Origin of the sequence: Streptomyces crystallinus (assembly GCF_039521265.1) — a bacterium.
In the GTDB taxonomy this organism is placed as follows: Bacteria; Actinomycetota; Actinomycetes; order Streptomycetales; family Streptomycetaceae; genus Streptomyces; species Streptomyces crystallinus.
Map to the genome: position 1 here is coordinate 391,557 of NZ_BAAACA010000006.1, position 26,850 is coordinate 418,406.

Genomic DNA, 26,850 nt, shown 5'->3' on the forward strand with positions numbered 1-26,850 from the left:
GCTACGCGGCGTCGAACGTATAGAACTTCTTGTGGTCCAGCATGTCCGCCGGCGTCACGTTGTTCCACGGGCGCATGGTCTCGCGCAGGTCCACGACGTTCGCCGTCCCGGCGGCCGGGAGGTAGGCCGAGGACGGGTGGCGCTCCTGCCACTGCGCCCAGAGCTTGTCGATGAACGCGTGGTGCAGCCAGAACACCGGGTCGTTGGGGGAGACACCGGTGGCCATCTGGCCGCCGACCCATACGTGCACCCGGTTGTGCAGGTTGACGCCGCGCCACCCCTCCAGGTGGTTGCGGAATCCGTCGGAGGCGCTGTTCCAGGGCGCCATGTCGTACGTGGACATGGCGAGGACGCTGTCGACCTCGGCCCTGGTGGGCAGCTGCGGGACGCTCGCGCCGAGGGCGCGGCGCAGATAGTTGCGGCCGTCCACCCGGACGTTGATGGTCCACTTGCCGCCGGCGGAGGCGAACGGGCCGTCCATCACCTGGCCGTCGCGGCTGCGGCCGGTGCCGCCGAGGAAGTCCGCGGCCCACAGGGAGGAGGCGGTGGTGCGGTCCGCCGTCCAGTCCCAGTAGGGCAGCGTGACGGTGGAGTCCACCGACTGCAGCGCCTGCTCGAACTCCAGCAGGAATCTGCGGTGCCAGGGCAGGAACGACGGCGAGCGGTGGCCGACGCGCTCGGTGTCGTCGTTGTCGCTCATGATGAACTCGTTGTGCGTGGTGACGAACGCGTCGTACTTCCCGTTGCGCTTCAGCGTCAGGATCGCGTTGACGAACCGCCGCTTCTCGTCAGCGGTGAGCGTCGCCTGGTTCTTGCGTACAGCCATGGAAGTGCTCCAGATGTGGTGCTAGTGCGGGTGCGGTGCCGGGACGGGATCAGACGAGCGGGACCAGGGCGGCGCCCTGGAGCTCCACCACGGCCGCACGGGCCACGGCGCGCGGGTTCGCGAACGTCTCGTAGTGGTTGACCACGCTGATCCAGGTGCCGTCGGCGTTGCGCATCAGGTGCAGCTCCTTGCCGTCTATCTGCACCGAGTAGCCGCCGTGGTGGCCGTGGGCGCCGCCGGGCGCGGGCGCGCCCTGTATCCGGCGGCCCTGGTAGACCTCGTCGAACGGGGCGGGCGCGTCGTGCCCCGTGTGGTCCATGCCGCCGTGGCCGGTGTGGCCGCCGTCGGCGGCGGGGACGACGCCGTTGGCGGGTCCGCTCGCGGTCGCCGCGTACGCGGTGCCGGCCAGGCCGAGGCCGGCCACCGCGCTCGCGGTGAGGCCCAGCGCGCTGCGGCGGGTGAGTCGGGACATGGGTAACCCCCTGTGGTTCACGTTGCTCGGTAGTGGTCCAGCGGCGTCGGGGGCGCGAACATGTGAAGTCGCTGCCCTGCCCACGCGCTTGACGGGTCGTTGACGGACGTGTGTCCGGCTGGTCAGTGCCGGACGTCCGTCGGACCGTCCTGGCAAATGCCTACAGCCCGGCAACGGAACGGCAAAGCGCCACCCAAATGGTTGGCCTCAATGCGGACATGTCCAGATTCGAAGTGCAATGTTGAACGGAGATGATCTTGCTGTCCGCGCCCCCCTGCCCCTGCGAAAGTGCAGATCCTTCACGAAATCTGTCGATCCCGTGAAGATTTTGTTGCTGGGGTGGTGACGGTGTGGCGGCCCTCACGCGCGAAAGCTGGCCGGTTTCGCGCCTCGTGCGCGGGAGGTGACGGGGTGTGAGACGAGGTGCGGGCGGCCGGTCGCGGGGAGCTGTGCGACCGCGGGACGGCGACGCCGTCCACGCCCGGGCGGAGAGCGTGGACGGCGTCCAGGAGGCTTGCCGGGGTAGGTCAGGCCAGGCCGAACAGCTGTGTCCAGTACGTGCCCGCGCGTCCGCCGCCCGCGAAGCCGACGCCGAGGTGGGTGAAGTCGGGCTTGAGGATGTTGGCCCGGTGGCCCGGGCTGTTCATCCAGCCCTCCACCACCTCGGCCGCCGTGCGCTGCCCGCAGGCGATGTTCTCGCCGATGCCGCGGTGCGCGGCCCCGGCCGCCCGGGCCCGGTCCCAGGGCTCCAGGCCCTCCGGGGAGGTGTGCGAGTAGAAGCCGCGCGCCGCCATGTCCGCGCTGTACGCCTGGGCCGCCGAGGCCAGGTGCGTGTCGTCCGCGAGCGGGCGCAGACCGGCCCTGGCGCGGCGGCCGTTGGTGAGCGCCACCACCGCGGACACCGTCCGGCGCAGCCCGTCCTCGCTGAACGGACTCGCCCACAGCGCCGTCCAGTACACCTCGCCCGTGCGCGCGTCGGTGGCGCGGCCGATGCCCGCCTCGGTGAAGGCGGCGTCCCGCAGCGGGCGCCGGGTGTGGGCGTCCTCCAGGCAGTACGCCAGGAACTCGGCCGGGGTGCGCGGGCCCGACACCAGGTGCTCGGCGATGCCCAGATACGCGTACCCCCGCGTCGTGACGCGCTGGAAGACCGACACCCCGTCCGGGCTCTCCACGCTGAGCCGGCCCTGGGCGGCCATGGTCGCGGCGTGCGCCTCGGCGGCCGAGGCCAGCCGCGCCTCGAGGGTCACCGGGGGCGCCCCGGCCCTGACCCGCTCGGCGTTGACCAGTGCGCCGAGGCCGTCGGCCCCCGCGGGCTCCTGGCGCCGCGCGGCCGGGACGGGCGCGGGGGCGGGCAGCTGGACCGTGGGCGCGGGCGGCGGCGGGTCCTCGTCGGCGACCTCCACCCCGAAGTCACGGGCGACTCCCGCGAGGCCGTCCGCGTACCCCTGCCCCAGGGCGCGCACCTTCCAGCCGGTGCCCCGGCGGTAGATCTCGGCCAGCAGCAGCACCGTCTCCCGCTCCGGCCTCGGCGGGGTGAAGCGGGCCAGGACCTCGCCGCCGGGACCGGTGAGCCGCAGGCTCGGCACCGGCAGCCGGCCGAGCGGGACGCCCGGCTCGGCCGGGCTGACGACCACGGTGAGCCGGCTCGCCCCGGCCCGCAGCCGGCTCGGATCCACCGTGATCACCTCGTCGGCGAGGCGGGTGCCCGGCGCGGACGGCTGGTTGTAGAAGACGAAGTCGGCGTCGCCGCCCACCTTCCCGGTGTCGTCGGTGATCAGCACCGACAGGTCGAAGGGCCCCGGGACGCCGATCGTCAGGACGCCGTCCGGAAGGGGCAGGTTGCCCCCGGGAACCAGCTCGCTCATCGACACCACCTGTCCCCGGGCCCGCCGCGGCCCGCCACCGCGCCGCGCCGCCCTGCCCTCGCGCTGCGTCCTCCTGCGTTGCTGTGGGGAGAACGCGGTGGGCGCGGTGGCTGGTTCCCGGCTGCGGCGTGTCGCGGGGACGACTTTCACGGACCGGGCCGCACGGCCTCTCGAAGGGCTCGGGAAGCCGCCGTACGGGTGACATTTCTGGGGCGGATGCGTTCTGCGGGACGGGGTACCAGAATGGAGCCACGCCGGACTAACGAGGAGGCGGCATGAACGCTCAGTCCGAGCCCGCGCCGAAGCGGGAGGGGATCACCCCGGACGCCCTGTTGCACACCGGATCGGGCGGTGAGGTCACCGCCGAGGACCTGGTGCTGGCGTCCGGGCGCGACATCACGCCCAAGAACCTGGAGTGGGCGGAGCGCCGTCTGCAGCAGGACGGGCCCGCGGCCATCGACAAGCTGCTGCCCTGACCCGCGCCGCGGGGGGCTCGACGACAGGCTCTCAGCCCCTCGCGTAGACGCTGCTCGCGAACGAGGCGAACTGGTCCGCCGGGAGGTGCCGGGCCAGATCCGCCTCGGTGATCACACCGACCGGCTCGCCGTCGTCCACGACGACGAGGCGGCGTACGCGCGCGTCGCTCATCACCCGCACCGCCTCGGCCGCGTCCGCGTCGGCGGAGACCGTCAGCGGTCTGCCGTCGGCGAGGTCGCCCGCGGTCACCTCGGCCGCCTCCTTTCCGGCGGCGAGCACCTTCACCACGATGTCGCGGTCCGTGACGATGCCGGACAGCGTGCCGTCACCGGCCTTGACCGGCAGCGCGCCGATGTTGTGGTCGCGCATCAACTGGGCCGCGCGGTCGAGCGTCTCGCTCGCCGGGATGCAGCGGACGTCGACGGTCATCAGGTCGCGGGCGGTGGCCATGAGGCCTCCCCAGAGCGGTGGGTACGCCCTCGCCATGCTGGCCGCGCCCCGGGCGCGCGGCTACCGCGGGGCGACGAACGGGTGAGTGGCCGCGCGGCAGCGCACCGCCCTTCCAGATTCTTGGAACACGTTCTACTGTGTGGCCCGCTCGTACGACGTACGGCGCGGCACGACCGCGTACGACCGCGTACGGCCACGTGCGGCGACGCACAGCGACGGACCGTGACCCGCCTGGAGGGCCCGTGCACCTCGACTACACGCCCGAGCAGCAGCGGCTCCGCGCCGAGCTGCGCGCCTACTTCGCCGAACTGGTCCCCGACCACGCCTACGCCCGGTACGCCGACCCCGCCGCCCAGAAGCGCTTCTACCGCGACACCGTGCGCCGCCTGGGCGCGGACGGCTGGCTGGGGGTGGGCTGGCCCGAGGAGTACGGTGGGCGCGGGCTGAGCCCGATGGAGCAGTTCATCTTCTTCGACGAGGCCGCCCAGGCCGGGGTCCCGCTGCCGCTGATGGCGCTGAACACGGTCGGCCCCACCCTGATGCGGTTCGGCACGGACGAGCAGAAGGCGTACTTCCTGCCGAGGATCCTCTCCGGAGAGATCGACTTCGCCATCGGCTACAGCGAGCCCGACGCCGGCACGGACCTGGCCGCGCTGAAGACGCGCGCGGTGCGCGAGGGCGACGAGGCCACCGGCCACTACACGGTCAACGGGCAGAAGATCTGGACCACCAACGGCGACACCGCGGACTGGGTCTGGCTGGCCGTGCGCACCGACCCCGCCGCGCCCCCGCACAAGGGCATCTCCATGCTCCTGGTGCCGACCTCCGACCCCGGCTACTCCTGCACCGTGATCAACACGCTCGCCTCGCACGACACCACCGCCAGCTACTACGAGGACATCCGCGTCCCCGCCTCCCGCCGCGTCGGCGAGGAGAACCAGGGCTGGCGGCTGATCACCAACCAGCTCAACCACGAACGCGTCACGCTCGCCGCGCACGGCACCATGGCGATCCGCGCCCTGCACGACGTCCAGCGCTGGGCCGCCGACACCAAGCTCACCGACGGCCGCCGCGTCATCGACCTCGGCTGGGTACGCGGGCGCCTGGCCCGCACCCACACCAGGCTCGACGCGATGAAACTGCTCAACTGGCAGATGGTCAACGCCGTCCAGCACAACACCCTCACCCCGCAGGACGCCTCCGCCGTCAAGGTGTACGGCTCGGAGGCCCGCCGGGACGCGTACGCCTGGCTCATGGAGGTCGTCGGCGCGGCGGGCCCCATGAAGGAGGGCTCGGCGGGCGCGGTGCTCCACGGCGAACTGGAGCGCGGCTACCGCTCGGCCGTGATCTTCACCTTCGGCGGCGGCAACAACGAGATCCAGCGCGAAATCATCTCCTGGATCGGTCTGGGGATGCCGCGCGTGCGCCGTTAGCCTGGCCCGTACAGGAGGTGGCGGCAGATGGGTGACGGCAGTACCGGAACCGGTGGGGCCGACCCCGGGTACTTCGGACCCGACTCGGTGACCTGGCAGATGCACGCCGACCCGATCATGTGGATCGCGGGGGTGCGGGCGCTGTACCTCCAGGCCCTGCACCCGCGCGCGGTGCGCGGGGTCATGCAGAACAGCGACATACGCGAGGACACCTGGGGGCGGCTGCTGCGCACCGCCCGCTTCGTGGGCACGCTCACCTACGGCACCAAGGCCGACGCCGAGCGGGCCGGTGCGCGCGTGCGGCGCATCCATGGCCTCCTCGAGGCCGACGACCCGGTGACCGGCGAGCGGTTCCGCGTCGACGACGCGGCCCTGCTGATGTGGGTGCACTGCGCGGAGGTCGACAGCTATCTGCACGTCGCCCGGCGCTCGGGCTTCGTGCTCAGCGACGCGCAGGCCGACCGCTATGTCGACGAGCAGCGCGAGGCCGCCCGGCTCATAGGGCTCGACCCCGCCCTCGTCCCGGCGTCCACCGCGCGGCTCGCCGCCTACTTCGCGGACGTACGGCCCGAGCTCACCGCCGGTGCCGACGCGCGCGACGTGGCCGCCTTCCTGGGAAGCCCGCCGGTCCACCCGCTGCTGGTACCGGCGCGCGCGCTGGTGTGGCGGCGGGTGGCCCGGCTCGCCTACGACGCGCTGCCCCCGTACGCCCACGAGCTGTACGGGCGGCCCGCGCCCGCGCCGCACGAGGTCACCCGCCGTCTGACCGCCGCCGGGCGGCTGCTGCGCGGCATCCCGGACACCGTGCGCTGGCAGCTGCCGCCCAAGCACATCCTGCGCGCGGTGGCCCGGCTCGGCCCGGGAACGCGCCCGGCCCCGTACAAACTTCGCAGACGGGCGGCCATACTGGAGGAAGCCGGGGAGGGCGCAGCAGCGGAGTGACGGGGGCGACATCGCGCGATGGCGGACACCAGGCTGATCCACGGCCGGTACCGGCTGCTGGAGCTGATCGGGCGCGGCGGCATGGGCGAGGTGTGGGCGGCCCGCGACGAGTCGCTGGGCCGGCGCGTGGCCGTCAAGTGCCTGAAGCCGCTGGGCTCGCAGCAGGACCACGCCTTCGCCCGGGTGCTGCGCGAGCGGTTCCGGCGCGAGGCGCGGGTCGCGGCCGCGCTCCAGCACCGGGGCGTCACGGTCGTCCATGACTTCGGGGAGTTCGAGGGCGGGCTCTACCTCGTCATGGAACTGCTCGACGGCCGCAACCTGAGCCAGCTCCTCCAGGACCACAAGGGGCACCCGCTGCCCGTCGCCGACGTCCTGGACATCGCCGAGCAGGTGTCGTCCGCCCTCGCGTACACCCACCAACAGGGCATCGTCCACCGGGACCTGAAGCCCGCCAACATCATGCGGCTGCCGGACGGCACCGTGAAGATCCTGGACTTCGGGATCGCCCGCCTCGGCGCCGACATCGGCTTCACCTCCCGGCTCACCGGCACCGGCATCGCCATGGGCACCCCGCACTACATGTCGCCGGAACAGATCGGCGGCGCCCCCGTCGACCACCGCAGCGACCTGTACTCGCTCGGCTGCGTCCTGTACGAACTCGCCACCGGGGCGCCGCCGTTCGACCTCGACGACGCCTGGGCGATCCTGGTGGGCCACCGCGACACCGAGCCGGAGCCGCCGCGCGCCCGGCGCGTCGAACTCCCGGTGTACTTCGAGGAGATCGTGCTCGACCTGCTCGCCAAGGAGCCCGGCGCCCGGCCCCCGGACGCCCGGGAGCTGGTGCGGCGGCTGGTGGCCGGGCGCGGGCTCGCCCCGGCGCCGGCCACCCCCTTCGCGGTGGCGCCGCCGCCCGTGCCCACGCGCGGGCTGCCGTCCTGGGCGCGCGGGATGACCACCGGCCACAAGGCGACCGGCGCCACCCCGCCGGACCCCGCCCCGCCCGACCCCGACGGCAGTCTCACCGGCGCGTGGACGACCGCGCTGCCACCCGTCCCGCCCCAGCCCGACCGGCCGCCGCCGCCCCCGCCCGACCTTCTGGCCGAGCTCGGCGCCCGTCACCGCGAAGGCCTGGGCCTGGGCGCCGCCGGCCGGTGGGCGGAGGCGGGCGAGGTGCACCGCGCGGTCGCCGCCGAACGTGCCCAGGCGCTGGGCCCGGACCATGTGGACACCCTGGTCAGCCAGTACGAGGTGGCCTTCGCCCTGAGCCGGACCGGGCGCGAGGCCGACGCCCTGCGCGAGTTCGGCCTGGTCGCCCGGGCCCGGGCCCGCACGCTGGGGCCCGACGACCCGGCCACGCTCGACGCGCGCCAGGAGACCGCGTACGTCCTGGGCCGCCTCGGACGCCACTTCGAGGCCCACCAGGAGTACGTGTCGGTGCTCGACGCCCGCGAGCGGGTCATGGGGGCCGACCACCCGGCCACCCTGCGCTGCCGCCACAACCTCGCCTTCAACCTGGGCCGGCTCGGCCGTCTGGAGGAGGCCCACCGGATGGCCCGAGAGGTCGCCGCCGACCGCGCGCGCGTACTCGGCGCCGGACACCCCGACACCCTGGTCTCGCGCTACGAAGTCGCCTATGTGCTGGGCCAGTTGGGGCGCTGGGTGGAGGCGCTCCAGGTCTACCGCGAGGTCGCCGCGGCGCGCGCGACCGTGCTCGGGGCCGACCACCGCGACACGCTCGCCGCCCGCTACGAGGTAGGTATCGCCCTCGGCCGCCTCGGCCGCAGCGCCGAAGCGTTGCAGCTGTACCGGGTGCTCGTCGAGGACCGCACCCGCGTCGACGGGCCCGAGGGCCCCGAGACCCTGCGCGCCCGCCACGGCCTCGGCGTCAACCTCGGGCGGCTGGGGCGCTGGGAGGAGGCGCTGGCCGAGGCCCGTGAGGTGGGCGCGCTGCGGGAGCGCGTGCTGGGTCCTGACCACCCCGACACCCTGGTCAGCCGGCGCGAGAGCGCAGTGGGGCTCGGCTGGCTCGGGCGCTGGGCGGCGGCCCTCACGGTCTACCGGCAGGTCGCGGACGCGCGGGAGCGGGTCCTGGGCGCCGACCACCCCGACGCCCTGGCCAGCCGGAGCGAGGAGGCCCACTGTCTGGAACGGCTGGGGCGCGGCGCCGAGGCGGCCGCCCTGTACCGGCGCGTCGCGACCGTGCGGCAGCGGGCCGGCAGGCAGGGAGGGTAGCGGGCGGCGGGGACGGTGGGCGGCCCTGGCGGCGGGCTGCCCGGGCGGTGGCCCGGCCGCGGCACCCTGGCCGCCGGTGATCGGCGCGTGCTAGGAAGGGCCATGCCCGCACACCAGGTGTACGACACCGTGATCGTCGGCGGAGGACACAACGGCCTGGTGGCCGCCGCCTACCTCGCCCGCGCCGGGAAGTCGGTGCTGGTTCTGGAGCGCCTCGGCCGCACCGGCGGCGCGGCCGTCTCGACCCGGCCCTTCGCGGGCGTCGACGCCCGGCTCTCGCGCTACTCCTACCTCGTCTCGCTGCTGCCGCGAAAGATCGTCGACGATCTGGGGCTGCGCTTCGCCGTCCGCAAGCGGGACGTCTCCTCGTACACGCCGGTGGTCCGCGACGGCCGCCCCACCGGGCTGCTCGTGGGCGGTGGCGAGGAGCGCACCCGGGCCTCGTTCCGCCGACTGACCGGCTCCGACGCCGAGTTCACCGCCTGGCAGGAGTTCTACGGGATGACCCGGCAGGCCGCCGAGCGGATCTTCCCCACGCTGACCGAGCCGCTGCCCACCCGGACTGCCCTGCGCGAGCGCCTGGGCGACGACACGGCGTGGCGGATCCTCTTCGAGGAGCCGATCGGCGTCGCCGTGGAGCAGCGGTTCGCCGACGACCTGGTCCGCGGTGTCGTCCTCACCGACGCCCTCATCGGCACCTTCGCCGATGCCCACGACCCCACCCTCGCCCAGAACCGCTGCTTCCTCTACCACGTCATCGGCGGCGGTACCGGCGACTGGGACGTGCCGGTGGGCGGTATGGGCGCGTTCACCGACGCGCTCGCGGGCGCCGCACGCGCGGCCGGCGCGGAGATCGTCACCGGGCACGAGGCGACCGCGCTGCGCACCGACGGCCGCGAGGCCGAGGTCGACTTCCGTACGGAGACGGGCGAGGGCACGGTCGCGGCCCGGCACGTCCTGGTCAACGCCTCTCCCGAAGCCCTGGCCGCGCTCACCGGCGGGTCGGCCCCCGAGCCCGCCGAGGGCGCCCAGCTCAAGGTCAACATGCTGCTCACCCGGCTGCCCCGGCTCAAGGACACCTCCGTCGACCCGCGCGAGGCGTTCGCCGGGACCTTCCACATCGGGGAGGGGTACGGGGCGCTGGCCACCGCGTACGCCCAGGCGGCGGCCGGGCAGCCGCCCGCCGCGCCGCCCTGCGAGATCTACTGCCACTCGCTCACCGACCCCACCATCCTCGGCCCGGACCTCGCCGAACGGGGTTACCAGACGCTGACCCTCTTCGGCCTGCACACCCCGGCGCGGCTGTTCGCGGGCACCGCCGAAGAGCATGACAAGGCGCGCGAGGCCCTGTGGGAGGCGACGCTGGCCCAGTTGGACACGCATCTGGCCGAGCCGCTCGCGGACTGCCTGGCCACCGACGCCGAGGGCCGCCCCTGTATCGAGGCGAAGACCCCGCTCGACCTGGAACGCGATCTGCGGCTCCCCGGCGGCAACATCTTCCACCGCCCGCTCGCCTTCCCGTACGCCCAGGAGTCCACCGGCCGCTGGGGCGTGGAGACGGCCGACGCGAACGTCCTGCTGTGCGGGGCGGGCGCGGTGCGCGGCGGCGGTGTGAGCGGCATCCCGGGCCACAACGCGGCGATGGCGGTGCTGGACACGCCTTGAGGGGCGCGTTCTCGGGCGAGGGCGGTGCACTCCCGGCCGCCGGGCCGCGCCGGCACGCAAAGAAACTGACGCAGCATCAGAAAATCTCTTCCCTCGTCGCCCGGGCTGCGGCATCCTGCGCCCCATGCAGACGGAGCTGAGCAGCAGACTGGGAGTGGAGCACGCCATCTTCGGCTTCACACCGTTCCCGGCGGTGGCCGCCGCCATCACCCGGGCCGGCGGGTTCGGCGTGCTCGGCGCGGTCCGCTACACCGCCCCCGACGACCTCGCGCGCGACCTCGACTGGATGCAGGAGCACACCGACGGACTGCCCTACGGCCTCGACGTCGTCATGCCCGCGCGCAAGGTGGAGGGCGTCAGCGAGGCCGATGTCGAGGCCATGATCCCCGAGGGGCACCGGCAGTTCGTGCGCGAGACGCTCGCCAAGCACGGCGTGCCCGAGCTCGCCGACGGCGAGGCGTCCGGCTGGCGGATCACCGGGTGGATGGAGCAGGTGGCCCGCGGCCAGCTCGACGTCGCCTTCGACTATCCGGTCAAGCTGCTCGCCAACGCGCTCGGCTCGCCGCCCGCCGACGTCGTCGAACGGGCCCACGCCCAAGGCGTCCTGGTCGCCGCGCTCGCCGGCAGCGCCCGGCACGCCCGCCACCACGCGGAGGCGGGCATCGACATCGTCGTCGCCCAGGGCTACGAGGCCGGCGGCCACACCGGAGAGATCGCCTCCATGGTGCTGGTGCCCGAGGTCGTCGACGCGGTCGGGCCGCTGCCCGTGCTGGCCGCCGGAGGCATCGGCAGCGGCGCCCAGGTGGCCGCCGGGCTCGCCCTCGGCGCCCAGGGCGTCTGGCTGGGCTCCCTCTGGCTCACCACCACCGAGGCGGATCTGCACTCACCCGCGCTCACCCGCAAACTCCTCGCCGCGGGCTCCGGCGACACCGTCCGCTCGCGCGCCCTCACCGGCAAGCCCGCCCGCCAGCTGCGCACCGAGTGGACCGACGCCTGGGACGACCCGAGCGGCCCCGGCACCCTGCCGATGCCGCTCCAGGGACTGCTGGTGGCCGAGGCGCTGTCGCGCATCCAGAAGTACGAGGTCGCCCCGCTGCTCGGCACACCGGTCGGCCAGATCGTCGGCCGGATGAACTCCGAGCGCAGCGTCCAGGAGGTCTTCGACGACCTCACCCGCGGCTTCGAGCAGGCCGTCGACCGCATCAGCCGTATCGCCGACAGGAGCGGGTCATGACCGACTCCACGCAGCCGCCCAACGGGTTCTGGGCGCAGGCCGCCGCCGACCCCGACCGCGTGGTGCTCACCGCGCCCGACGGCGAGCGGTGGACGGCGGGACGGCTGCACGCCGCCGTCAACCAGCTGGTGCACGGGCTGCGCGCCGCCGGACTCCAGCGGGGCGACGCGTTCGCCGTGGTCCTGCCCAACGGGGTCGAGTTCTTCACCGCGTATCTGGCCGCCTCCCAGGCCGGGTTCTATCTCGTCCCCGTCAACCACCATCTGGTCGGGCCCGAGATCGCCTGGATCGTCGCGGACTCCGGCGCCAAGGTGCTCATCGCCCACGAGCGGTTCGCGGACGCGGCCACCGCGGCCGCCGACGAGGCGAAGCTGGCGGGCAGCCACCGGTACGCGGTGGGGGAGGTGGCCGGGTTCCGCCCCTACCGCCGACTCCTGGACGGGCAGCCCGGGTCCGTGCCCGAGGACCGCACCCTCGGCTGGGTCATGAACTACACCTCGGGCACCACCGGCCGTCCGCGCGGCATCCGGCGCCCGCTCTCCGGCAAGCTCCCCGAGGAGACCTATCTGGGCGGCTTCCTGGGGATCTTCGGCATCAAGCCGTTCGACGACAACGTCCATCTGGTCTGCTCGCCGCTCTACCACACGGCCGTGCTCCAGTTCGCGGGCGCGTCCCTGCACATCGGGCACCCGCTGGTCCTGATGGACAAGTGGACGCCCGAGGAGATGCTGCGGCTGATCGACACGTACCGCTGTACGCACACCCATATGGTGCCGACCCAGTTCCACCGGCTCCTCGCGCTGCCCGAGGAGGTCAGGGCGCGCTACGACGTGAGCTCGCTGCGGCACGCCATCCACGGCGCGGCCCCCTGCCCCGACCATGTGAAGCGGGCGATGATCGAGTGGTGGGGGAGCTGTGTGGAGGAGTACTACGCGGCGAGCGAGGGCGGCGGGGCGTTCGCCACGGCGCAGGACTGGCTCAAGAAGCCGGGCACGGTCGGCAGGGCGTGGCCCATCAGTGAACTCGCGGTCTTCGACGACGACGGCGAACGGCTGCCCGCGGGCCAGCTCGGCACTGTCTACATGAAGATGTCGACGGGCGGCTTCAGCTACCACAAGGACGAGACCAAGACCCGTAGGAACCGCATCGGCGACTTCTTCACCGTCGGCGACCTCGGCTACCTCGACGAGGACGGCTATCTCTTCCTGCGCGACCGCAAGATCGACATGATCATCTCGGGCGGGGTCAACATCTACCCGGCCGAGATCGAGGCCGCGCTGCTCACCCACCCCGCCGTCGCCGACGCCGCCGCGTTCGGCATCCCGCACACGGACTGGGGCGAGGAGGTCAAGGCGGTCGTGGAGGCCGCGCCCGGATACGAGCCCGGCGACGAACTCGCCCTCGACATCCTCGCCCACTGCGAGGAGCGCCTCGCCGGCTACAAGCGCCCCAAGTCCGTCGACTTCATCGCGGCCATGCCGCGCGACCCCAACGGCAAGCTCTACAAACGCCGGCTGCGCGACCCGTACTGGGAGGGCCACGAGCGGGCGGTGTGAGCCACCGGGGCCGCTGTGCCCCACGTCACATCCGGTGACTGTCACGCGTGAGGGGCCTCGCCCGTCCTGATGCCGAACCTCCTCCGGGGCCGCCCACCGGCCCCGGAGGGCCGACCTCAGGAGGAACCCCATGCGTGTACTCGTCGCCGGAGCCACCGGAGTCATCGGGCGGGCCCTGGTCCCGCTGCTGACCTCGGTGGGCCACGAGGTGACCGGCCTCTCCCGCTCGACCGGGCGCTCCGCGTTCCTGGCGGGGGCGGGCGCGAGGACCGTGGTGGCCGACGCCCTCGACGCGGCGGCCCTGGACCGGGCCGTGCGCGAGGCGGCGCCGGACGCGGTCGTGCATCTGCTCACGGCCATCCCGTCCCGGCTCAACCCCCGTGGCATGCCCAAGCAGTTCGCCCTCACCGACCGGCTGCGCACCGAAGGCACCCGCAACCTGATCGAGGCGGCGCACCGCGCGGGCGCGCGCCGGGTCATCACCCAGAGCGTCGCCTTCGCGTACGAACCGGACGGCGACGGCCTCGCCAACGAGGACACCCCGCTGTGGCGCAACCCGCCCAAGCAGTTCCGGCGTTCGCTGGACGCCCTGCGGGAGCTGGAGCGGCGCACGGGCGACGCCGGTGGGCTGGTGCTGCGCTTCGGCCACCTGTACGGGCCGGGCTCGGCGTTCGACACCGACGGACAGTTCGTGTCCCAGCTCAGGGACGGCAAGCTGCCGCTGGTGGGCGGGGGTTCGGCGACCTTCTCCTTCACCCACGCCCATGACGCGGCCACCGCGGTGGTCGCGGCCCTGGACAAGAACACCACCGGCGTCCTGAACATCGTCGACAACGACCCGGCCCGGATGAGCGAGTGGGCACCGGAGGTCGCACGGATCCTGGGCGCCCCGGCGCCGAAGCGGCTGCCCGCGTTCGTGGCCCGCCTCGTCGTCGGCGGCTGGGGGACGGCGTACATGACGCGGCTGCGCGGCGCGGACAACGCGCGCGCCCGGCTCAGCCTCGACTGGCGGCCCCGCCACACCTCGTGGCGCACCGGCCTCGCGGCCGAGTTGAATGGCCGGGTGGCCGCGGCGAACTGACGCCGACCACGGCTGTGAACAGCGAAAACAGGGGAAGGGAACCGGTTGTGGCAGCGCCCGCGGAGCAGCAGGAGACGGCGTCGGACGGCGGCGGTGCGGCCGAGTTCGAGCGGCACCGGCCGATGCTGCTCGGGCTCGCCTACCGCTTCCTCGGCTCGATGTGGGACGCCGAGGACGTGGTCCAGGACGCGTGTGTACGGTGGCTGGGCATCGGCCAGGACGAGATCAGGGTGCCCCGCGCCTACCTGGTCAAGATGGTCTCGCGCCTCGCCCTCGACCAGCTGCGCTCGGCACGGGTGACCCGTGAGGCCTACCCCGGGCCCTGGCTGCCCGAGCCGGTCGCCACCGACGCGCTCGGGCCGATGGACACCGCCGAGCTCCGCGACACGGTGGCCTTCGCCACCGTGCACCTGATGGAGCGGCTGACCCCGCCGGAGCGGGCGGTGTTCGTGCTGCGCGAGGCGTTCGAGCTGCCGTACGACGAGATCGCCGACATCCTCGGGGCGAGCGCCGCACACTGCCGCCAGCTGTTCCGGCGGGCCGGGCAGCACCTCGCGGACGGCCGCGAGCGCTTCCACCCCGCCGAGGAGGACCACGTACGGCTCTTCACACGCTTCCTCGAAGCCGCGCAGCAGGGCGATCTGGGCGGGCTGACCGATCTGCTCAGCGAGGACGTCGTCGCCTGGAACGACGGCGGCGGCCGGGTACGCGCCGCGCTGCGCCCGGTCATCGGCCGCACCAAGGTGCTGGCCTTCATCAGCGGTCTGCTCAACCGGCACGCGGTCGGCGCCACCCGCCTGGTCGACGCCAACGGCGCGCCCGCGCTGTTCACCTCGCTCGACGACCGCTCCCAGCTCACCTCGCTGGACATCCGCGACGGCCGGGTCCACGGGATCTACGTCGTCCTCAACCCCGACAAGCTCGGCCACGTCCAGGCGTGAGCCCCTCGGCGCGGCCCGCCCGGACGGCGGGCCGCGCCGAGGGCGGGCCGCGCGGACCTCAGCGGTGCTCGCGCACCCGGACGACCCGCAGGGCGGGCGAGGAGAGGATGTCGCGCTCGCAGTACCGCGAAGTGACCCAGCGCTGCTGGGAGTAGAGCGCCGTCTGGTCGCTGTGGTGCGGCGAGAGGACGTTCTCCGACTGGGAGTACGTCAGCAGGGTGCGGGCGACCGGGCAGCGGCCGCCGCCCCAGCCGACCGCCTGGATGTGGCTGGATCCGGTCGACACCTCCGGGTAGCCCCGGGCCGGGTCCCATACGCCCTCGACCTTGTTCCAGATGCCCAGCGCCTCGGTCCCGCCGGAGACCGGAAGGCGCTTGCCACCGCGTACGACGTACTGGTGCTCGCCGAGCTTCGAGTCGAGCGGGACGCCCGCCGCGCGCAGCTCGCCGACCGCGTCGGCGAGGGCCCGTGCGACGCCCGGCGAGGCGGTGTTGAGGGTGTTCGGCGTGTGCACCGGGTCGGCGGGGGAGAACGGCACCTTCCACAGCTCGGCCGCGGCGACCGTGCCGGTCAGCCTGCGCCAGTAGCGGTCGAAGAGCAGCGCGCCCCGGCTTCCCGCGTCCACCGTACGGTCCCAGCCGGCCAGCACCGCGCACGCGCCGGACACGTCGACCGCCTTGCCGGAGCTGTCCGTCGCGGTGCCGCCGGGCAGCGCGGCACACGCCCTGGCCGTGTCGGCCGCCGTCAGGTCCCCGGCGGGTGCCCGGTCGGCGAACTCCTGGCGCTGGAGGTCGGCGACGGTGAGCCGGCCCCTCGCGGCCATGGCCGAGACGTCCTCGACGGCGCCGCGCGTACGCAGTGAGCGCGGGGTGGCGACGGTGCCGAAGACCCGCTCGTAACCGGTCAGCGGGTGGTCGGCGTTGGTCAGCCAGGCGCTGTCGTTCGAGTTCTCCGCGTACACCGCGTCCTTGAGCAGCGGCATCCGGGCGGGCCCGAACACCCCGGCCTGGACCGCGTCCGGGTCCGAGCCGAGCGCGCAGTCGCCGCGCGAGCCGTCCAGGACCGCGACGCCCGACGCCGGGTAGAGGGCCTTGCCCAACGGGGCGGAGCAGCGCGCGGCCAGCTCGTCGGTGATGCGCGGGAGCACCTGGGACTGGGTGAACAGGGAGTGGCCGTGCGCGTCGGCGGCGACCGTGTTCACCCAGGGCAGGCCCTGGGTGCGGCGCAGCGAACCGAGGACGTCGTCGGTGCTCCGCGCCTTGGAGAAGCCCAGACCGGTGTCGGCGGCGCGCAGATTGAGGGCGTTGGGGTCGTTCAGGGCGAACGCCGTGGCCTTGGTCCACGGCAGCGGCACCGTGGGGCCGAGCCCGGTGACCACCGGCCCGTACCGCGTCCACCACTGCGTACGGGTGACGGGGGCGCCGCCCTTGACCGGGACCGTCACCGTTCGCCGGGTCATCCGCTCGGTGCGGCCGTCCACCAGGTACGCGGTCGGGTCGGCCGGATCCAGTGTCAGCTGGTGGAGGTTGAGGGTGACGCCGGTGGCGACGGTGTGGCTCCAGGCCACCTTGTCGTTGAAGCCGATGCTCATGGTCGCGGTGCCGAGCAGGGCCGCCCCCGAGACGTTCAGCTCGCCCGGGATCGTCTGCTGCATCTGCCAGAAGCGGCGGCCGCCGTGCCAGGGGTAGTGCGGGTTGCCCAGCAGCAGCCCGCGCCCGCCGGCCGTGGCGGCGCCGCTGAAGGCGACGGCGTTGGAACCCATGTCGGCCTGGTCGGCGGCGAACAGCCGCTGGGCGGCCTTCGCCTGCTCGGCGGGGGCGGGCGCCGTGGACGAGGCAGCGGCGCTCGGGGGCTGGGCGGCGGTGATGCCGTCGGTGACGCGGCCCTGGCCGCCGAGCACGGATATCGCGAAGCCGCGCGCGGCCACGTCGGTGACGGTCACCGGCCGCACCCAGGCCGCGCCCCGGCACGCCGGGTCGGTGACACGGTGCTGCTTCAGCCAGGCGTTGTAGCCCGCCGCCCAGCCGCGCATCAGCTCCCTCGACTGCCGGCTCGGCCCGGCGGGCGCCGGGGTGGCCAGCAGCTTCTCGACCGTGCGGGAGTCGCGTACGGAGGTGAAGTACAGGTCACTGGAGAGGTTCTTGGTGGCGGCGGAGAGCGAGCCGTCGGGGGCCGCGTCCGGGCCGAACCACTGGGAGCGCTCCCCGCGCAGCGTCACGAAGCCGTCGGCGAGGGTGCACACCTGGTCGGCCGCCTGGGCGTATCCGGTGCCGAAGCCCAGGTCGGCGTAGTCGCGGGCGAGGATGTGCGGAATGCCGTACTCGGTGTACCGGATGACGGCGGACAGGCCGCCTCCGGAGGGGTGGTGCTCGCGGTCGCCGGACGTCGCCGAGGCCGTTGGGGACAGCGACGCCGAGGCGGTCAGCAGCGCCACCCCGACCAGCGCGAGACGCTCGATCCGGGTGCGGGTGCGGGTGCGGGTGCGGGTGCGGAGAGCCAACGTTCCTCCCAACTCGTGGGGTGCCATGGGTGGTTGCCCAAGACACACGAAGTGCCGCCAGCCACTCAGTCAGCCCCGCGCCCACCTGTCAACAGGCCGGCCGACACCCGTTCCCGCACCCCAAGAGCCGCGCGGGGCCCGTCGGTCCACCCCAGAACGTCACCCCGCCCCCGGACCGCTCCGCAGATCCACGATCCTCTTGAACTTGCCCACGGACCGCTCGATGGTGTCCGGGTCGACCACCTCCACCGCCACCGAGACCCCGATGCCGTCCTTCACCGCCGCGACGATCGAGCGCGCGGCCGCGTCACGCCGCTCGGACGGCGTGTCTGCCCGCGCTTCCACCCGTACCGTCAGCGCGTCCAGCCGGCCCTCCTTGGTGAGCCGCAGCTGGAAGTGCGGGGCGAGGCCGGGCGTGCGCAGCACGATCTCCTCGATCTGGGTGGGGAACAGGTTCACCCCGCGCAGGATCACCAGGTCGTCGCTGCGGCCGGTCACCTTCTCCATCCGCCGGAACACCCGCGCCGAGCCCGGCAGCAGCCGGGTCAGGTCCCGCGTCCGGTAGCGCACGACGGGCATGGCCTCCTTGGTCAGCGAGGTGAAGACCAGCTCGCCGCGCTCGCCCTCGGGCAGCACCTCGCCGGTGAGCGGGTCGACGACCTCCGGGTAGAAGTGGTCCTCCCAGATGTGCAGGCCGTCCTTGGTCTCCACGCACTCCTGGGCCACACCGGGGCCCATGACCTCCGACAGCCCGTAGATGTCGACCGCGTCGATGGCGAAGCGCTCCTCGATCTCGCGGCGCATCTCCTCGGTCCACGGCTCGGCGCCGAATATCCCGACCTTCAGCGAGGTCGTCCGGGGGTCGACGCCCTGCCGCTCGAACTCGTCGAGGAGGGTCAGCATGTACGACGGAGTCACCATGATGACCTCGGGACGGAAGTCCTGGATCAGCTGGACCTGGCGGGCTGTCATCCCGCCGGACGCGGGGATCACCGTACAGCCCAGCCGCTCCGCCCCGTAGTGCGCGCCCAGGCCGCCCGTGAACAGCCCGTACCCGTACGCCACATGGACCTTGTGGCCCGGGCGGGCACCCGCCGCGCGCAGCGAGCGGGCCACCACGTCCGCCCAGGTGTCCAGGTCGCGCTCGGTGTAGCCGACCACCGTGGGGCGGCCGGTGGTGCCGCTGGAGGCGTGGATACGGCGGACCTCGGCCTCGGGGACGGCGAACATCCCGAACGGGTAGTGGTCGCGCAGGTCCGCCTTGGTGGTGAACGGGAAGCGGGCGAGGTCCGCCGGCGAACGGCAGTCCTCCGGCCGCACCCCCGCCTTGTCGAACGCCTGGCGGTAGAAGCCCACCTTCTCGTACGCATGGCGCAGCGAGGCTCTCAGCCGGTCGAGCTGGAGCGCCTCCAGCTCCGCGCGGCTCAGCCGCTCCGCCGCGTCCAGCAGGGGTTCCATGGACCGCTCCCGTCCTCGCCAGCCGTCACTCCGCCCGAAATCGGACGACCGATCATTCGGTAGATCTGCTTGGGTTCAGTAATCCAGCCACCGAACCGCACCGTCAAGGCCTGTGGACAACGTGCTTGGCGGCCGTGCCCTTCGCGCTCTGGGCGAAACGGCCTTGGCCAGGGCCGCACGGGCTGTGAAGATCACCAGCATGCCGAAGTTCACCGCATACGACGGGACCGAGCTCGCCTACCGCCTGGTGGGGACGGGGAAGCCGCTGATCTGTCTGCCCGGCGGGGCCATGCGCGCCTCCGCCTATCTGGGCGACCTGGGCGGGCTCTGCGCCCATCGGCAGCTGGTGCTGCTCGACCTGCGCGGAACCGGTGAGTCGGCGGTGCCCGAGGACGTCTCCTCGTACCGCTGCGACCGGATGACCGACGACGTCGAGGCGCTGCGCGAGCACCTCGGCCTGGAGCGCGTCGACCTCCTCGCGCACTCCGCCTCCGGCAACCTCGCCACCCTCTACGCGGCCGCCCACCCACAGCGGATCGCCTCCCTCGTCCTGGTCACCCCCGGCATCCAGGCCGTCGGCCTGAAGGTCACCGAGGACGACTGGCGGGACGCCGTGGCACTGCGCGAGGGTGAGCGCTGGTACGCCGAGGGCAGGGCCGCGTTCGAGGAGATCTGGGGCGGGCGCGACCCGCGCGAGGTGTGGACGTCGATCCAGCCGTTCATGTACGGGCGCTGGGACGAGGCCGCCCGGGAGCACGCGGCGGGCGAGGACACCCAGATCAACCGGGCCGCGGCAGCCGTCCACTACGAGGACGGCGTCTTCGACCCGGCCGCCACCACGGCCGCGCTCGCCGCGGTGGACGCGCCCGTGCTCGTGCTGGCCGGCGCCTACGACGCCACGCCGACCCCCGGGCGGGCGGCCGAGTTCGCCGCGCTCTTCCCCCGGGGTGAGGTGACGGTGCTGCCTGGCGCCGGGCACTTCCCGTGGCTGGACGCGCCGGGCGACTTCGCCCGTACCGTCGCGGCCTTCCTGACGCCCGGCGTCCACAGCGTACGGACCGCCTGCGGCCTCCGGCTCGCCTACCGGGCCTGGGGCGACCCGGCCGCACCGCCCGTGGTGCTCGCGCACGGGCGCGGCGGCTCGGGGGCGCACTGGACGGAGGTCGCCGAGCGGCTCGCCCCCACGCGCCGGGTCTACGCGCCCGACCTGCGCGGCCACGGCCTCAGCGACTGGCCCGGCAGCTACTCCTTCGAGGGGTTCCGGGACGATCTGCGCGGCTTCTTCGAGGCGCTCGGCCTGGCCGGAGCCGACCTCGTCGGCCACTCCATGGGCGGAGCCGCCGCGCTGCTGCTCGCCGAGGAGGCACCCGGGCTGATTGGGCGACTCGTCCTGGAGGAGGCGCCCGCGTTGGTGCCGCTGGACCCGCCGCGCGGGCCGGTGGCGCGGCCCGACGAGGAGCTCGGGTTCGACTGGCCGGTGATCGCCGGTACCAACGCCCAGTTGAACGCGCCCGACCCGGCGTGGCGCGCGGGGCTCGCCCGACTCGCGGTGCCCACGCTGCTGGTCGCGGGCGGGGAGACGAGCGAGATCGTGGACCAGTCGCTCATCGCGGAGATGGCCACCTTGGTCCCCGGCGCCCGACTGGTCACCATCGACGCCGGTCACTCGGTCCACACCGCCCGGCCGGACGAATTCGTCGCGGAGATCCGTAAGTTCGGGATATAGAGCCAGTGGTCCGGGGCCGTGGTCACCCCGCCGGGGACTCGTCCGCCACCGCCACCGCCCGCGCCCAGCGGTAGTCCGCCTTGCCGCTGGGTGAGCGCTGGATGCTCGGTGCGATCACCAGCTGGCGCGGCACCTTGTACCCCGCGAGCCGGGTGCGGCAGTGGCTCTGGATGTCGTCGAGGGTCGGCGCCTCGGCGCCCGCGCGCACCTGCACCACCGCCGCCACATGGTTGCCCCAGGTGGCGTCGGGCACCCCGGCGACCAGCGCGTCGTACACGTCCGGGTGGGACTTGAGCGCCTGCTCGACCTCCTCCGGATACACCTTCTCGCCGCCGGTGTTGATGCACTGCGAGCCCCGGCCGAGGACCGTGACGACGCCGTTCTCGTCGACCGTGGCCATGTCACCGAGCAGCACCCAGCGCTCCTCGCCCCGCTGGAAGAAGGTCTCGGCGGTCTTCGCGGGGTCGTTGTAGTAGCCGAGCGGCACATGGCCGCGCTGGGCGATCCGGCCCGGCTCGCCGGGCTTCACCGGCTCGTGGGTGGCCGGGTCGACCACCGCCGTACGGGAGTTGACGCGCAGCCTGAAGCCCTTGTCGGGGCCGGAGTCGTCGGTGGCGGTGCCGTTGAAGCCGGACTCGGTGGAGCCGAAGTTGTTGAGCAGCATCGCGGTCGGGACCAGCGCGCTGAACTGGGCGCGGACCGTGTCCGACATGATGGCGCCGGAGGACGAGACGCTGAACAGGGACGAGCAGTCGGTGCCCTTCAGCGGCCCGCTCAGAGCGTCGATGAGCGGGCGCAGCATCGCGTCCCCGACCAGCGAGACGCTGGTGACCCGCTCTTTCTCGATCGTCCTCAGCACCTCTTCGGGCACGAACTTACGGTGGATGACCACCCGCTGACCGAAGTTGAAGCCGATGAAGGCGGTGAGCGTGGAGGTGCCGTGCATCAGCGGGGGAGTGGGGAAGAAGGTGATGCCCTCGCCGCCCGCCGCGACCCGCTCGGCCAGCTCCTCGGGCCGGGCGACCGGCTCGCCCGTGGGCGCGCCGCCGCCGAGCCCGGAGAAGAACAGGTCCTCCTGGCGCCACATCACGCCCTTGGGCATACCGGTGGTGCCACCGGTGTAGATGATGAAGAGGTCGTCGGGCGAGCGGGGTGCGAACCCCCGCCCCTCGGCCCCGGCCGCCTCCGCCTCGGCGAACGGCACCGCGTCCAGCGCGGGCGCGCCCTCGGGCGGCTCTCCCACCCGTACGAGATGGCGCAGCTTCTCCGTGTGCGGCAGCGCGCCCGCCACCCGGTCGGTGAACTCCGCGTCGAAGACCAGCGCCGCCAGATCGGCGTCCCGGTAGAGGTAGACCAACTCCTCTTCCACATACCGGTAGTTGACGTTGACCGGCACGATCCGGGCCTTGAGGCAGCCGAGCGCGGTCTGGAGGTACTCGACACCGTTGTACAGGTGCAGCCCCAGGTGCTCGCCCGGCCGGATACCGCTGTCGAGCAGGTGGTGGGCGATCCGGTTGGCGGCCGTGTCCAGCTGCCGGTAGGTGAGCCGGCGCTCCGCGCCCGTACCGGGGTGGTCGAGGTGGACCAGTGCCTCGCGGTCGGGGACCACGTCGACGACCGACTCGAACAGGTCGGCAAGGTTGTACTCCACCGCTCCTCCTGACCCCGGCGCCATCCGTGTGGCCGTCATCAGAGCAGAGCCGCACGGAACTGGGAAGGGTGCCGCCGAAAGAATCTGACTGCCTGTCAGAAAACTCTTGAACTGCGCCCGCCGCTCCTGCAACCTGTTCCAGTCCGACGACGGGAGGCAGGCCATGGACGGCACCGAACACCTCGCCGTGCGGCGCGAGGGCGCCACACTCATCCTCACGCTCAACCGGCCCGAGGCCAGGAACGCGCTCTCGCTGTCGATGCTGGTCGGCCTCTACGACGGCTGGCTGGCGGCCGACGCCGACGACGCCATCCGCTCGGTCGTCCTCACCGGCGCCGGCGGCGCGTTCTGCGCGGGCATGGACCTCAAGGCCCTGGCCGGGAAGGGGATGGCGGGCGAGCGGCACCGGGACCGCCTCAAGGCGGACCCGGATCTGCACTGGAAGGCGATGCTGCGCCACCACCGCCCCCGCAAACCCGTGATCGCGGCCGTCGAGGGGCCCTGTGTGGCGGGCGGCACCGAGATCCTCCAGGGCACCGACATCAGGGTGGCGGGCGCGAGCGCCACCTTCGGGCTCTTCGAGGTCCGGCGCGGACTCTTCCCCATCGGCGGCTCCACCGTCCGCCTCCAGCGCCAGATCCCGCGCACCCACGCCCTGGAGATGCTGCTCACCGGACGGTCCTACAGCGCGGCCGAGGCGCGCGACATCGGGCTCGTCGGCCGGGTCGTGCCCGACGGCACCGCGCTCGACGAGGCGCTCGCCCTCGCCGAGCAGATCAACGCCTGCGGGCCGCTCGCGGTCGAGGCGGTCAAGGCCTCGGTGTACGAGACCGCCGAGATGACCGAGGCCGACGGGCTCGCCGCCGAACTGGCGCGCGGCTGGCCGGTCTTCGACACCGACGACGCCAAGGAGGGCGCCCGCGCCTTCGCCGAGAAGCGCCCGCCCGTCTACCGGCGCGCCTGAGCCACCACCCCGGCCGCGCTCCCGAGCCCGTCGTCGGCCCACCCGAGAAGGAGCCCCCGATGCCCGAAGTCCTCAGCGCCCCCCTGGTGGTCGAGTTCCCGTTCACCCGCTCCCTGGGCCCCGTACAGAGCGCCTTCCTCACCGGGTTGCGCGAGCGGACCGTGCTCGGGGTGCGGACCTCGGACGGGCGGACCCTGGTGCCGCCCGTCGAGTACGACCCGGTCACCGCCGAGGAGCTCCGCGACCTCGTCGAGGTCGCCCCCACCGGCACCGTCACCACCTGGGCCTGGAACCCGTCCCCCCGCCGCGGTCAGCCCCTGGCGCGCCCCTTCGCCTGGGCCCTGGTCCGGCTCGACGGCGCCGACACCGCGCTGCTGCACGCCCTGGACGCGCCGGGCCCCGAGGCCGTGCGGACCGGGATGCGGGTACGGGTGCGCTGGGCCGACAAGCGCGGCGGCGCCATCACCGACATCGCCTGCTTCGAGCCGTACGAGAGCGAGGAGGCGGGCGATCCCGGCGCCCACAGCGGGGAGTTCGCGGACCCGGTGACCGGCATCGTCGCCCCGGCGCGGCTCGACTACACCTACAGCCCGGGCCGCGCCCAGGCCGGGTACATCGAGGCGCTGGCCGACCGCAGGACGGTCGGCGAGCGCTGCCCGTCGTGCCGCAAGGTGTATGTGCCGCCGCGCGGGGCCTGCCCCACCTGCGGGGTCGCCACCGACGAACGGGTGGAGGTGGGACCGGCCGGGACCGTCACCACGTACTGCATCGTCAACATCAAGGCCAAGAACCTGGACATCGAAGTGCCCTACGTCTACGCCCACATCGCCCTCGACGGCGCCGACCTCGCCCTGCACGGCCGGATCGGCGGCATCCCCTACGACCAGGTGCGGATGGGCCTGCGGGTCGAACCCGTGTGGACCGAGGACGGCCGCCACCCCGACCACTACCGGCCCACCGGGGAGCCCGACGCCGACTACGACACCTACAAGGAGCTGATCTGATGGGCCCCGCACGGGACGTGGCCGTCGTCGCCTTCGCGCAGAGCGACCACCGGCGCCGCACCGACGAGCTCTCCGAGGTCGAGATGCTGATGCCGGTGCTCCACCAGGTGCTGGACAGCACCGGACTGAAGACCAGCGACATCGGCTTCACCTGCTCCGGCTCCTGCGACTACCTCGCGGGCCGCGCCTTCTCCTTCACCATGGCCCTGGACGGCGTGGGCGCCTGGCCGCCCATCGCCGAGTCCCATGTGGAGATGGACGGCGCCTGGGCGCTCTACGAGGCCTGGGTGAAGATCCTCACCGGCGAGGCCGACACCGCCCTCGTCTACTCGTACGGCAAGTCCTCGCCCGGCGAGCTCCGCGAGGTGCTGACCCGCCAGCTCGACCCGTACTACCTGGCGCCCTTGTGGCCCGACTCCGTCGCGCTGGCCGCCCTCCAGGCGCAGGCGCTGATCGACGCGGGCGACACCGACGAGGGCGCGCTGGCCGCGATAGCCGCCCGCAGCCGGGACTCCGCCACCGCCAACCCCCATGCCCAGGTGCGCGGTTCCCGGCCGCAGGGCGACTATCTGGTACGCCCGCTGCGCACCGGAGACTGCCCGCCGGTCGGGGACGGGGCAGCGGCGGTGATCCTGGCCGCCGGGGACAGCGCACGTGAGCTGTGCGAGCGGCCCGCCTGGATCCGGGGCATGGACCACCGCATCGAGGCGCACGCCCTGGGGGTGCGTGATCTGACCGACTCACCCTCGACGCGCCGGGCGGCCGAGCGCGCCGGGGCCTTCGACCGGCCCGTGGACACCGCCGAACTGCACGCCCCCTTCAGCTCGCAGGAGGTCGTCCTGCGCAAGGCGCTGGGGCTGGCCGACGATGTACGGGTCAACCCGTCCGGGGGAGCGCTGGCCGCCAACCCCGTGATGGCCGCCGGACTGATCCGGATCGGCGAGGCCGCCGCCGGGATCCACCGGGGCGAGTCCCACCGGGCGCTGGCCCACGCCACCTCGGGGCCGTGCCTCCAGCAGAACCTCGTCGCCGTCCTGGAGGGGGAGCCGTCGTGAGCAAGGAACCCGTGGCCGTCGTAGGAGTCGGCCAGACCAAACACGTCGCCGCCCGGCACGACGTCTCCCTCGCCGGGCTGGTCCGCGAGGCGGCCGGGCGCGCCCTGGAGGACGCCGGGCTGGGGTGGGCGGACATCGACGCGGTCGTCATCGGCAAGGCCCCGGACTTCTTCGAGGGCGTGATGATGCCGGAGCTCTATCTCGCGGACGCGCTCGGCGCGGTCGGCAAGCCCATGCTGCGGGTGCACACGGCGGGCTCGGTCGGCGGCTCCACCGCGCTGGTCGCCGCGAACCTGGTGGCCGCCCGGGTGCACACCACCGTACTGACCCTCGCCTTCGAGAAGCAGTCCGAGTCCAACGCCATGTGGGGCCTGTCGCTGCCGATCCCCTTCCAGCAGCCGCTGCTCGCCGGAGCGGGCGGCTTCTTCGCGCCGCACGTGCGCGCGTACATGCGGCGCAGCGGCGCCCCCGACACCGTGGGCTCGCTCGTCGCGTACAAGGACCGGCGCAACGCGCTCCTGAACCCGTACGCGCATCTGCACGAGCGGGACCTCACCCTGGAGAAGGTCCAGGCCTCGCCGATGCTCTGGGACCCGATCCGCTACTCGGAGACCTGTCCCTCCTCGGACGGGGCGTGCGCGATGGTCCTCACCGACCGTGCGGGGGCGGCCCGTTCGCCGCGTCCGCCCGCCTGGGTGCACGGCGGCGCGATGCGCAGCGAGCCCACGCTCTTCGCGGGCAAGGACTTCGTCTCGCCCCGGGCGGGCAAGGACTGCGCCGCCGACGTCTACCGGCAGGCGGGGATCGCCGACCCGCGCCGGGAGATCGACGCCGTCGAGATGTACGTGCCGTTCTCCTGGTACGAGCCGATGTGGCTGGAGAACCTGGGGTTCGCGGCGCAGGGCGAGGGCTGGAAGCTCACCGAGTCGGGCGTCACCGAGCTCGACGGGGACCTTCCGGTCAACCCGTCGGGCGGGGTGCTCTCCACCAACCCCATCGGCGCCTCCGGCATGATCCGCTTCGCCGAGGCGGCCCTCCAAGTGCGCGGGCGGGCCGGGGAGCACCAGGTGGAAGGGGCCCGCAGGGCGCTGGGGCACGCCTACGGCGGCGGCTCGCAGTTCTTCGCGATGTGGCTGGTCGGATCCGAGCCGCCGAGCCGCTAGGGCGTGTCGGCGCCTCCCCGCCGCCCCACGACCGGGCCCCGGGCGCCCGTCCGGGCCGTCGTCGCGGGCCCCCCGCGGTACTCCTTCCGTGGCCTGTCCGGGACCGGACGCGATCGCTAGTCTGGCCCCGGACGACAGGGAACCGGGAGGAGCAG

Annotated in this window: 21 protein-coding genes; 14 read left to right on the top strand and 7 right to left on the bottom strand. The window is 73.5% G+C overall.

Annotated elements, in window-relative coordinates:
• Position 1: 1 nt before the first annotated feature.
• The 3 genes from melC2 to ABD236_RS05680 form a co-directional block, all read right to left on the bottom strand.
• Positions 2 to 826 carry a tyrosinase MelC2 gene (gene melC2, locus ABD236_RS05670; protein WP_344070785.1) on the bottom strand — a complete coding sequence of 275 codons (825 nt, stop codon included), beginning with the start codon at positions 824 to 826 and terminating at the stop codon, positions 2 to 4.
• A gap of 49 nt (positions 827 to 875) precedes the next feature.
• Complete coding sequence (gene melC1 / locus ABD236_RS05675; protein ID WP_344070788.1) at positions 876 to 1,298, bottom strand: apotyrosinase chaperone MelC1; 423 nt, start codon at positions 1,296 to 1,298, stop codon at positions 876 to 878.
• Between the two features lie 527 nt (positions 1,299 to 1,825).
• Positions 1,826 to 3,163: a CAP domain-containing protein gene (locus ABD236_RS05680; RefSeq protein ID WP_344070790.1), complete on the bottom strand. Its 1,338-nt coding sequence runs from the start codon at positions 3,161 to 3,163 to the stop codon at positions 1,826 to 1,828.
• A gap of 275 nt (positions 3,164 to 3,438) precedes the next feature.
• Here ABD236_RS05680 and ABD236_RS05685 point away from each other — a divergent pair, with 275 nt between their 5' ends.
• Positions 3,439 to 3,639, top strand: coding sequence for a hypothetical protein (locus ABD236_RS05685; RefSeq protein ID WP_344070792.1), 201 nt, complete (start codon positions 3,439 to 3,441; stop codon positions 3,637 to 3,639).
• A 31-nt stretch (positions 3,640 to 3,670) separates the two neighbouring features.
• On the opposite strand, the gene ABD236_RS05690 is transcribed toward ABD236_RS05685, so the two are convergent.
• Positions 3,671 to 4,090, bottom strand: a complete 420-nt coding sequence (locus tag ABD236_RS05690; RefSeq protein ID WP_344070794.1) for a CBS domain-containing protein — start codon at positions 4,088 to 4,090, stop codon at positions 3,671 to 3,673.
• A gap of 242 nt (positions 4,091 to 4,332) precedes the next feature.
• Between ABD236_RS05690 and ABD236_RS05695 the strand changes: the two genes are divergently transcribed.
• The 8 genes from ABD236_RS05695 (at position 4,333) to sigJ (ending at position 15,174) form a co-directional block, all read left to right on the top strand.
• Positions 4,333 to 5,523, top strand: coding sequence for an acyl-CoA dehydrogenase family protein (locus ABD236_RS05695; RefSeq protein ID WP_344070796.1), 1,191 nt, complete (start codon positions 4,333 to 4,335; stop codon positions 5,521 to 5,523).
• Between the two features lie 27 nt (positions 5,524 to 5,550).
• Complete coding sequence (locus ABD236_RS05700; protein ID WP_344070798.1) at positions 5,551 to 6,465, top strand: oxygenase MpaB family protein; 915 nt, start codon at positions 5,551 to 5,553, stop codon at positions 6,463 to 6,465.
• Between the two features lie 18 nt (positions 6,466 to 6,483).
• Positions 6,484 to 8,697, top strand: coding sequence for a serine/threonine-protein kinase (locus ABD236_RS05705; RefSeq protein WP_344070800.1), 2,214 nt, complete (start codon positions 6,484 to 6,486; stop codon positions 8,695 to 8,697).
• Positions 8,698 to 8,799: 102 nt separating this feature from the next.
• Positions 8,800 to 10,362, top strand: a complete 1,563-nt coding sequence (locus ABD236_RS05710) for a phytoene desaturase family protein (RefSeq protein ID WP_344070803.1) — start codon at positions 8,800 to 8,802, stop codon at positions 10,360 to 10,362.
• Between the two features lie 124 nt (positions 10,363 to 10,486).
• The gene (locus ABD236_RS05715; RefSeq protein WP_344070805.1) at positions 10,487 to 11,596 is read left to right on the top strand and encodes an NAD(P)H-dependent flavin oxidoreductase; all 1,110 of its coding nucleotides are present in this window, start codon (positions 10,487 to 10,489) and stop codon (positions 11,594 to 11,596) included.
• A complete protein-coding gene (locus tag ABD236_RS05720; protein WP_344070807.1) occupies positions 11,593 to 13,152 on the top strand; it encodes an acyl-CoA synthetase in 1,560 nt (519 codons plus the stop codon). Before ABD236_RS05715 ends, ABD236_RS05720 begins: the two co-directional genes overlap by 4 nt.
• 130 nt (positions 13,153 to 13,282) lie before the next feature.
• Positions 13,283 to 14,233 carry an NAD-dependent epimerase/dehydratase family protein gene (locus ABD236_RS05725; protein ID WP_344070809.1) on the top strand — a complete coding sequence of 317 codons (951 nt, stop codon included), beginning with the start codon at positions 13,283 to 13,285 and terminating at the stop codon, positions 14,231 to 14,233.
• Positions 14,234 to 14,280: 47 nt separating this feature from the next.
• The gene (sigJ, locus tag ABD236_RS05730; RefSeq protein ID WP_344070811.1) at positions 14,281 to 15,174 is read left to right on the top strand and encodes an RNA polymerase sigma factor SigJ; all 894 of its coding nucleotides are present in this window, start codon (positions 14,281 to 14,283) and stop codon (positions 15,172 to 15,174) included.
• Positions 15,175 to 15,232: 58 nt separating this feature from the next.
• Here the strand turns inward: sigJ and ABD236_RS05735 are convergent, their stop codons facing one another.
• Both ABD236_RS05735 and paaK read right to left on the bottom strand, forming a co-directional pair.
• Entirely contained in the window at positions 15,233 to 17,674 is a 2,442-nt protein-coding gene (locus ABD236_RS05735; RefSeq protein WP_344070813.1) for a penicillin acylase family protein, read from the bottom strand.
• Between the two features lie 159 nt (positions 17,675 to 17,833).
• Entirely contained in the window at positions 17,834 to 19,132 is a 1,299-nt protein-coding gene (paaK, locus tag ABD236_RS05740; RefSeq protein ID WP_344070815.1) for a phenylacetate--CoA ligase PaaK, read from the bottom strand.
• Between the two features lie 199 nt (positions 19,133 to 19,331).
• Between paaK and ABD236_RS05745 the strand changes: the two genes are divergently transcribed.
• Positions 19,332 to 20,858: an alpha/beta fold hydrolase gene (locus ABD236_RS05745; RefSeq protein WP_344070817.1), complete on the top strand. Its 1,527-nt coding sequence runs from the start codon at positions 19,332 to 19,334 to the stop codon at positions 20,856 to 20,858.
• A gap of 22 nt (positions 20,859 to 20,880) precedes the next feature.
• On the opposite strand, the gene ABD236_RS05750 is transcribed toward ABD236_RS05745, so the two are convergent.
• Positions 20,881 to 22,509 carry an acyl-CoA synthetase gene (locus tag ABD236_RS05750; protein ID WP_344070819.1) on the bottom strand — a complete coding sequence of 543 codons (1,629 nt, stop codon included), beginning with the start codon at positions 22,507 to 22,509 and terminating at the stop codon, positions 20,881 to 20,883.
• A gap of 163 nt (positions 22,510 to 22,672) precedes the next feature.
• Between ABD236_RS05750 and ABD236_RS05755 the strand changes: the two genes are divergently transcribed.
• Genes ABD236_RS05755 through ABD236_RS05770 form a run of 4 tightly spaced genes read left to right on the top strand, consistent with a single transcriptional unit; the run spans position 22,673 to position 26,695 of the window.
• Entirely contained in the window at positions 22,673 to 23,473 is an 801-nt protein-coding gene (locus ABD236_RS05755; protein WP_344070821.1) for a crotonase/enoyl-CoA hydratase family protein, read from the top strand.
• A gap of 59 nt (positions 23,474 to 23,532) precedes the next feature.
• Positions 23,533 to 24,477 (top strand): Zn-ribbon domain-containing OB-fold protein, encoded by a 945-nt coding sequence (locus ABD236_RS05760; RefSeq protein ID WP_344070823.1) that lies wholly within the window; start codon positions 23,533 to 23,535, stop codon positions 24,475 to 24,477.
• Positions 24,477 to 25,532 carry a thiolase domain-containing protein gene (locus tag ABD236_RS05765; protein ID WP_344070825.1) on the top strand — a complete coding sequence of 352 codons (1,056 nt, stop codon included), beginning with the start codon at positions 24,477 to 24,479 and terminating at the stop codon, positions 25,530 to 25,532. Before ABD236_RS05760 ends, ABD236_RS05765 begins: the two co-directional genes overlap by 1 nt.
• Complete coding sequence (locus ABD236_RS05770) at positions 25,529 to 26,695, top strand: thiolase domain-containing protein (RefSeq protein WP_344070827.1); 1,167 nt, start codon at positions 25,529 to 25,531, stop codon at positions 26,693 to 26,695. The genes ABD236_RS05765 and ABD236_RS05770 overlap by 4 nt, the downstream gene beginning before the upstream one ends.
• Positions 26,696 to 26,850 lie beyond the last annotated feature (155 nt).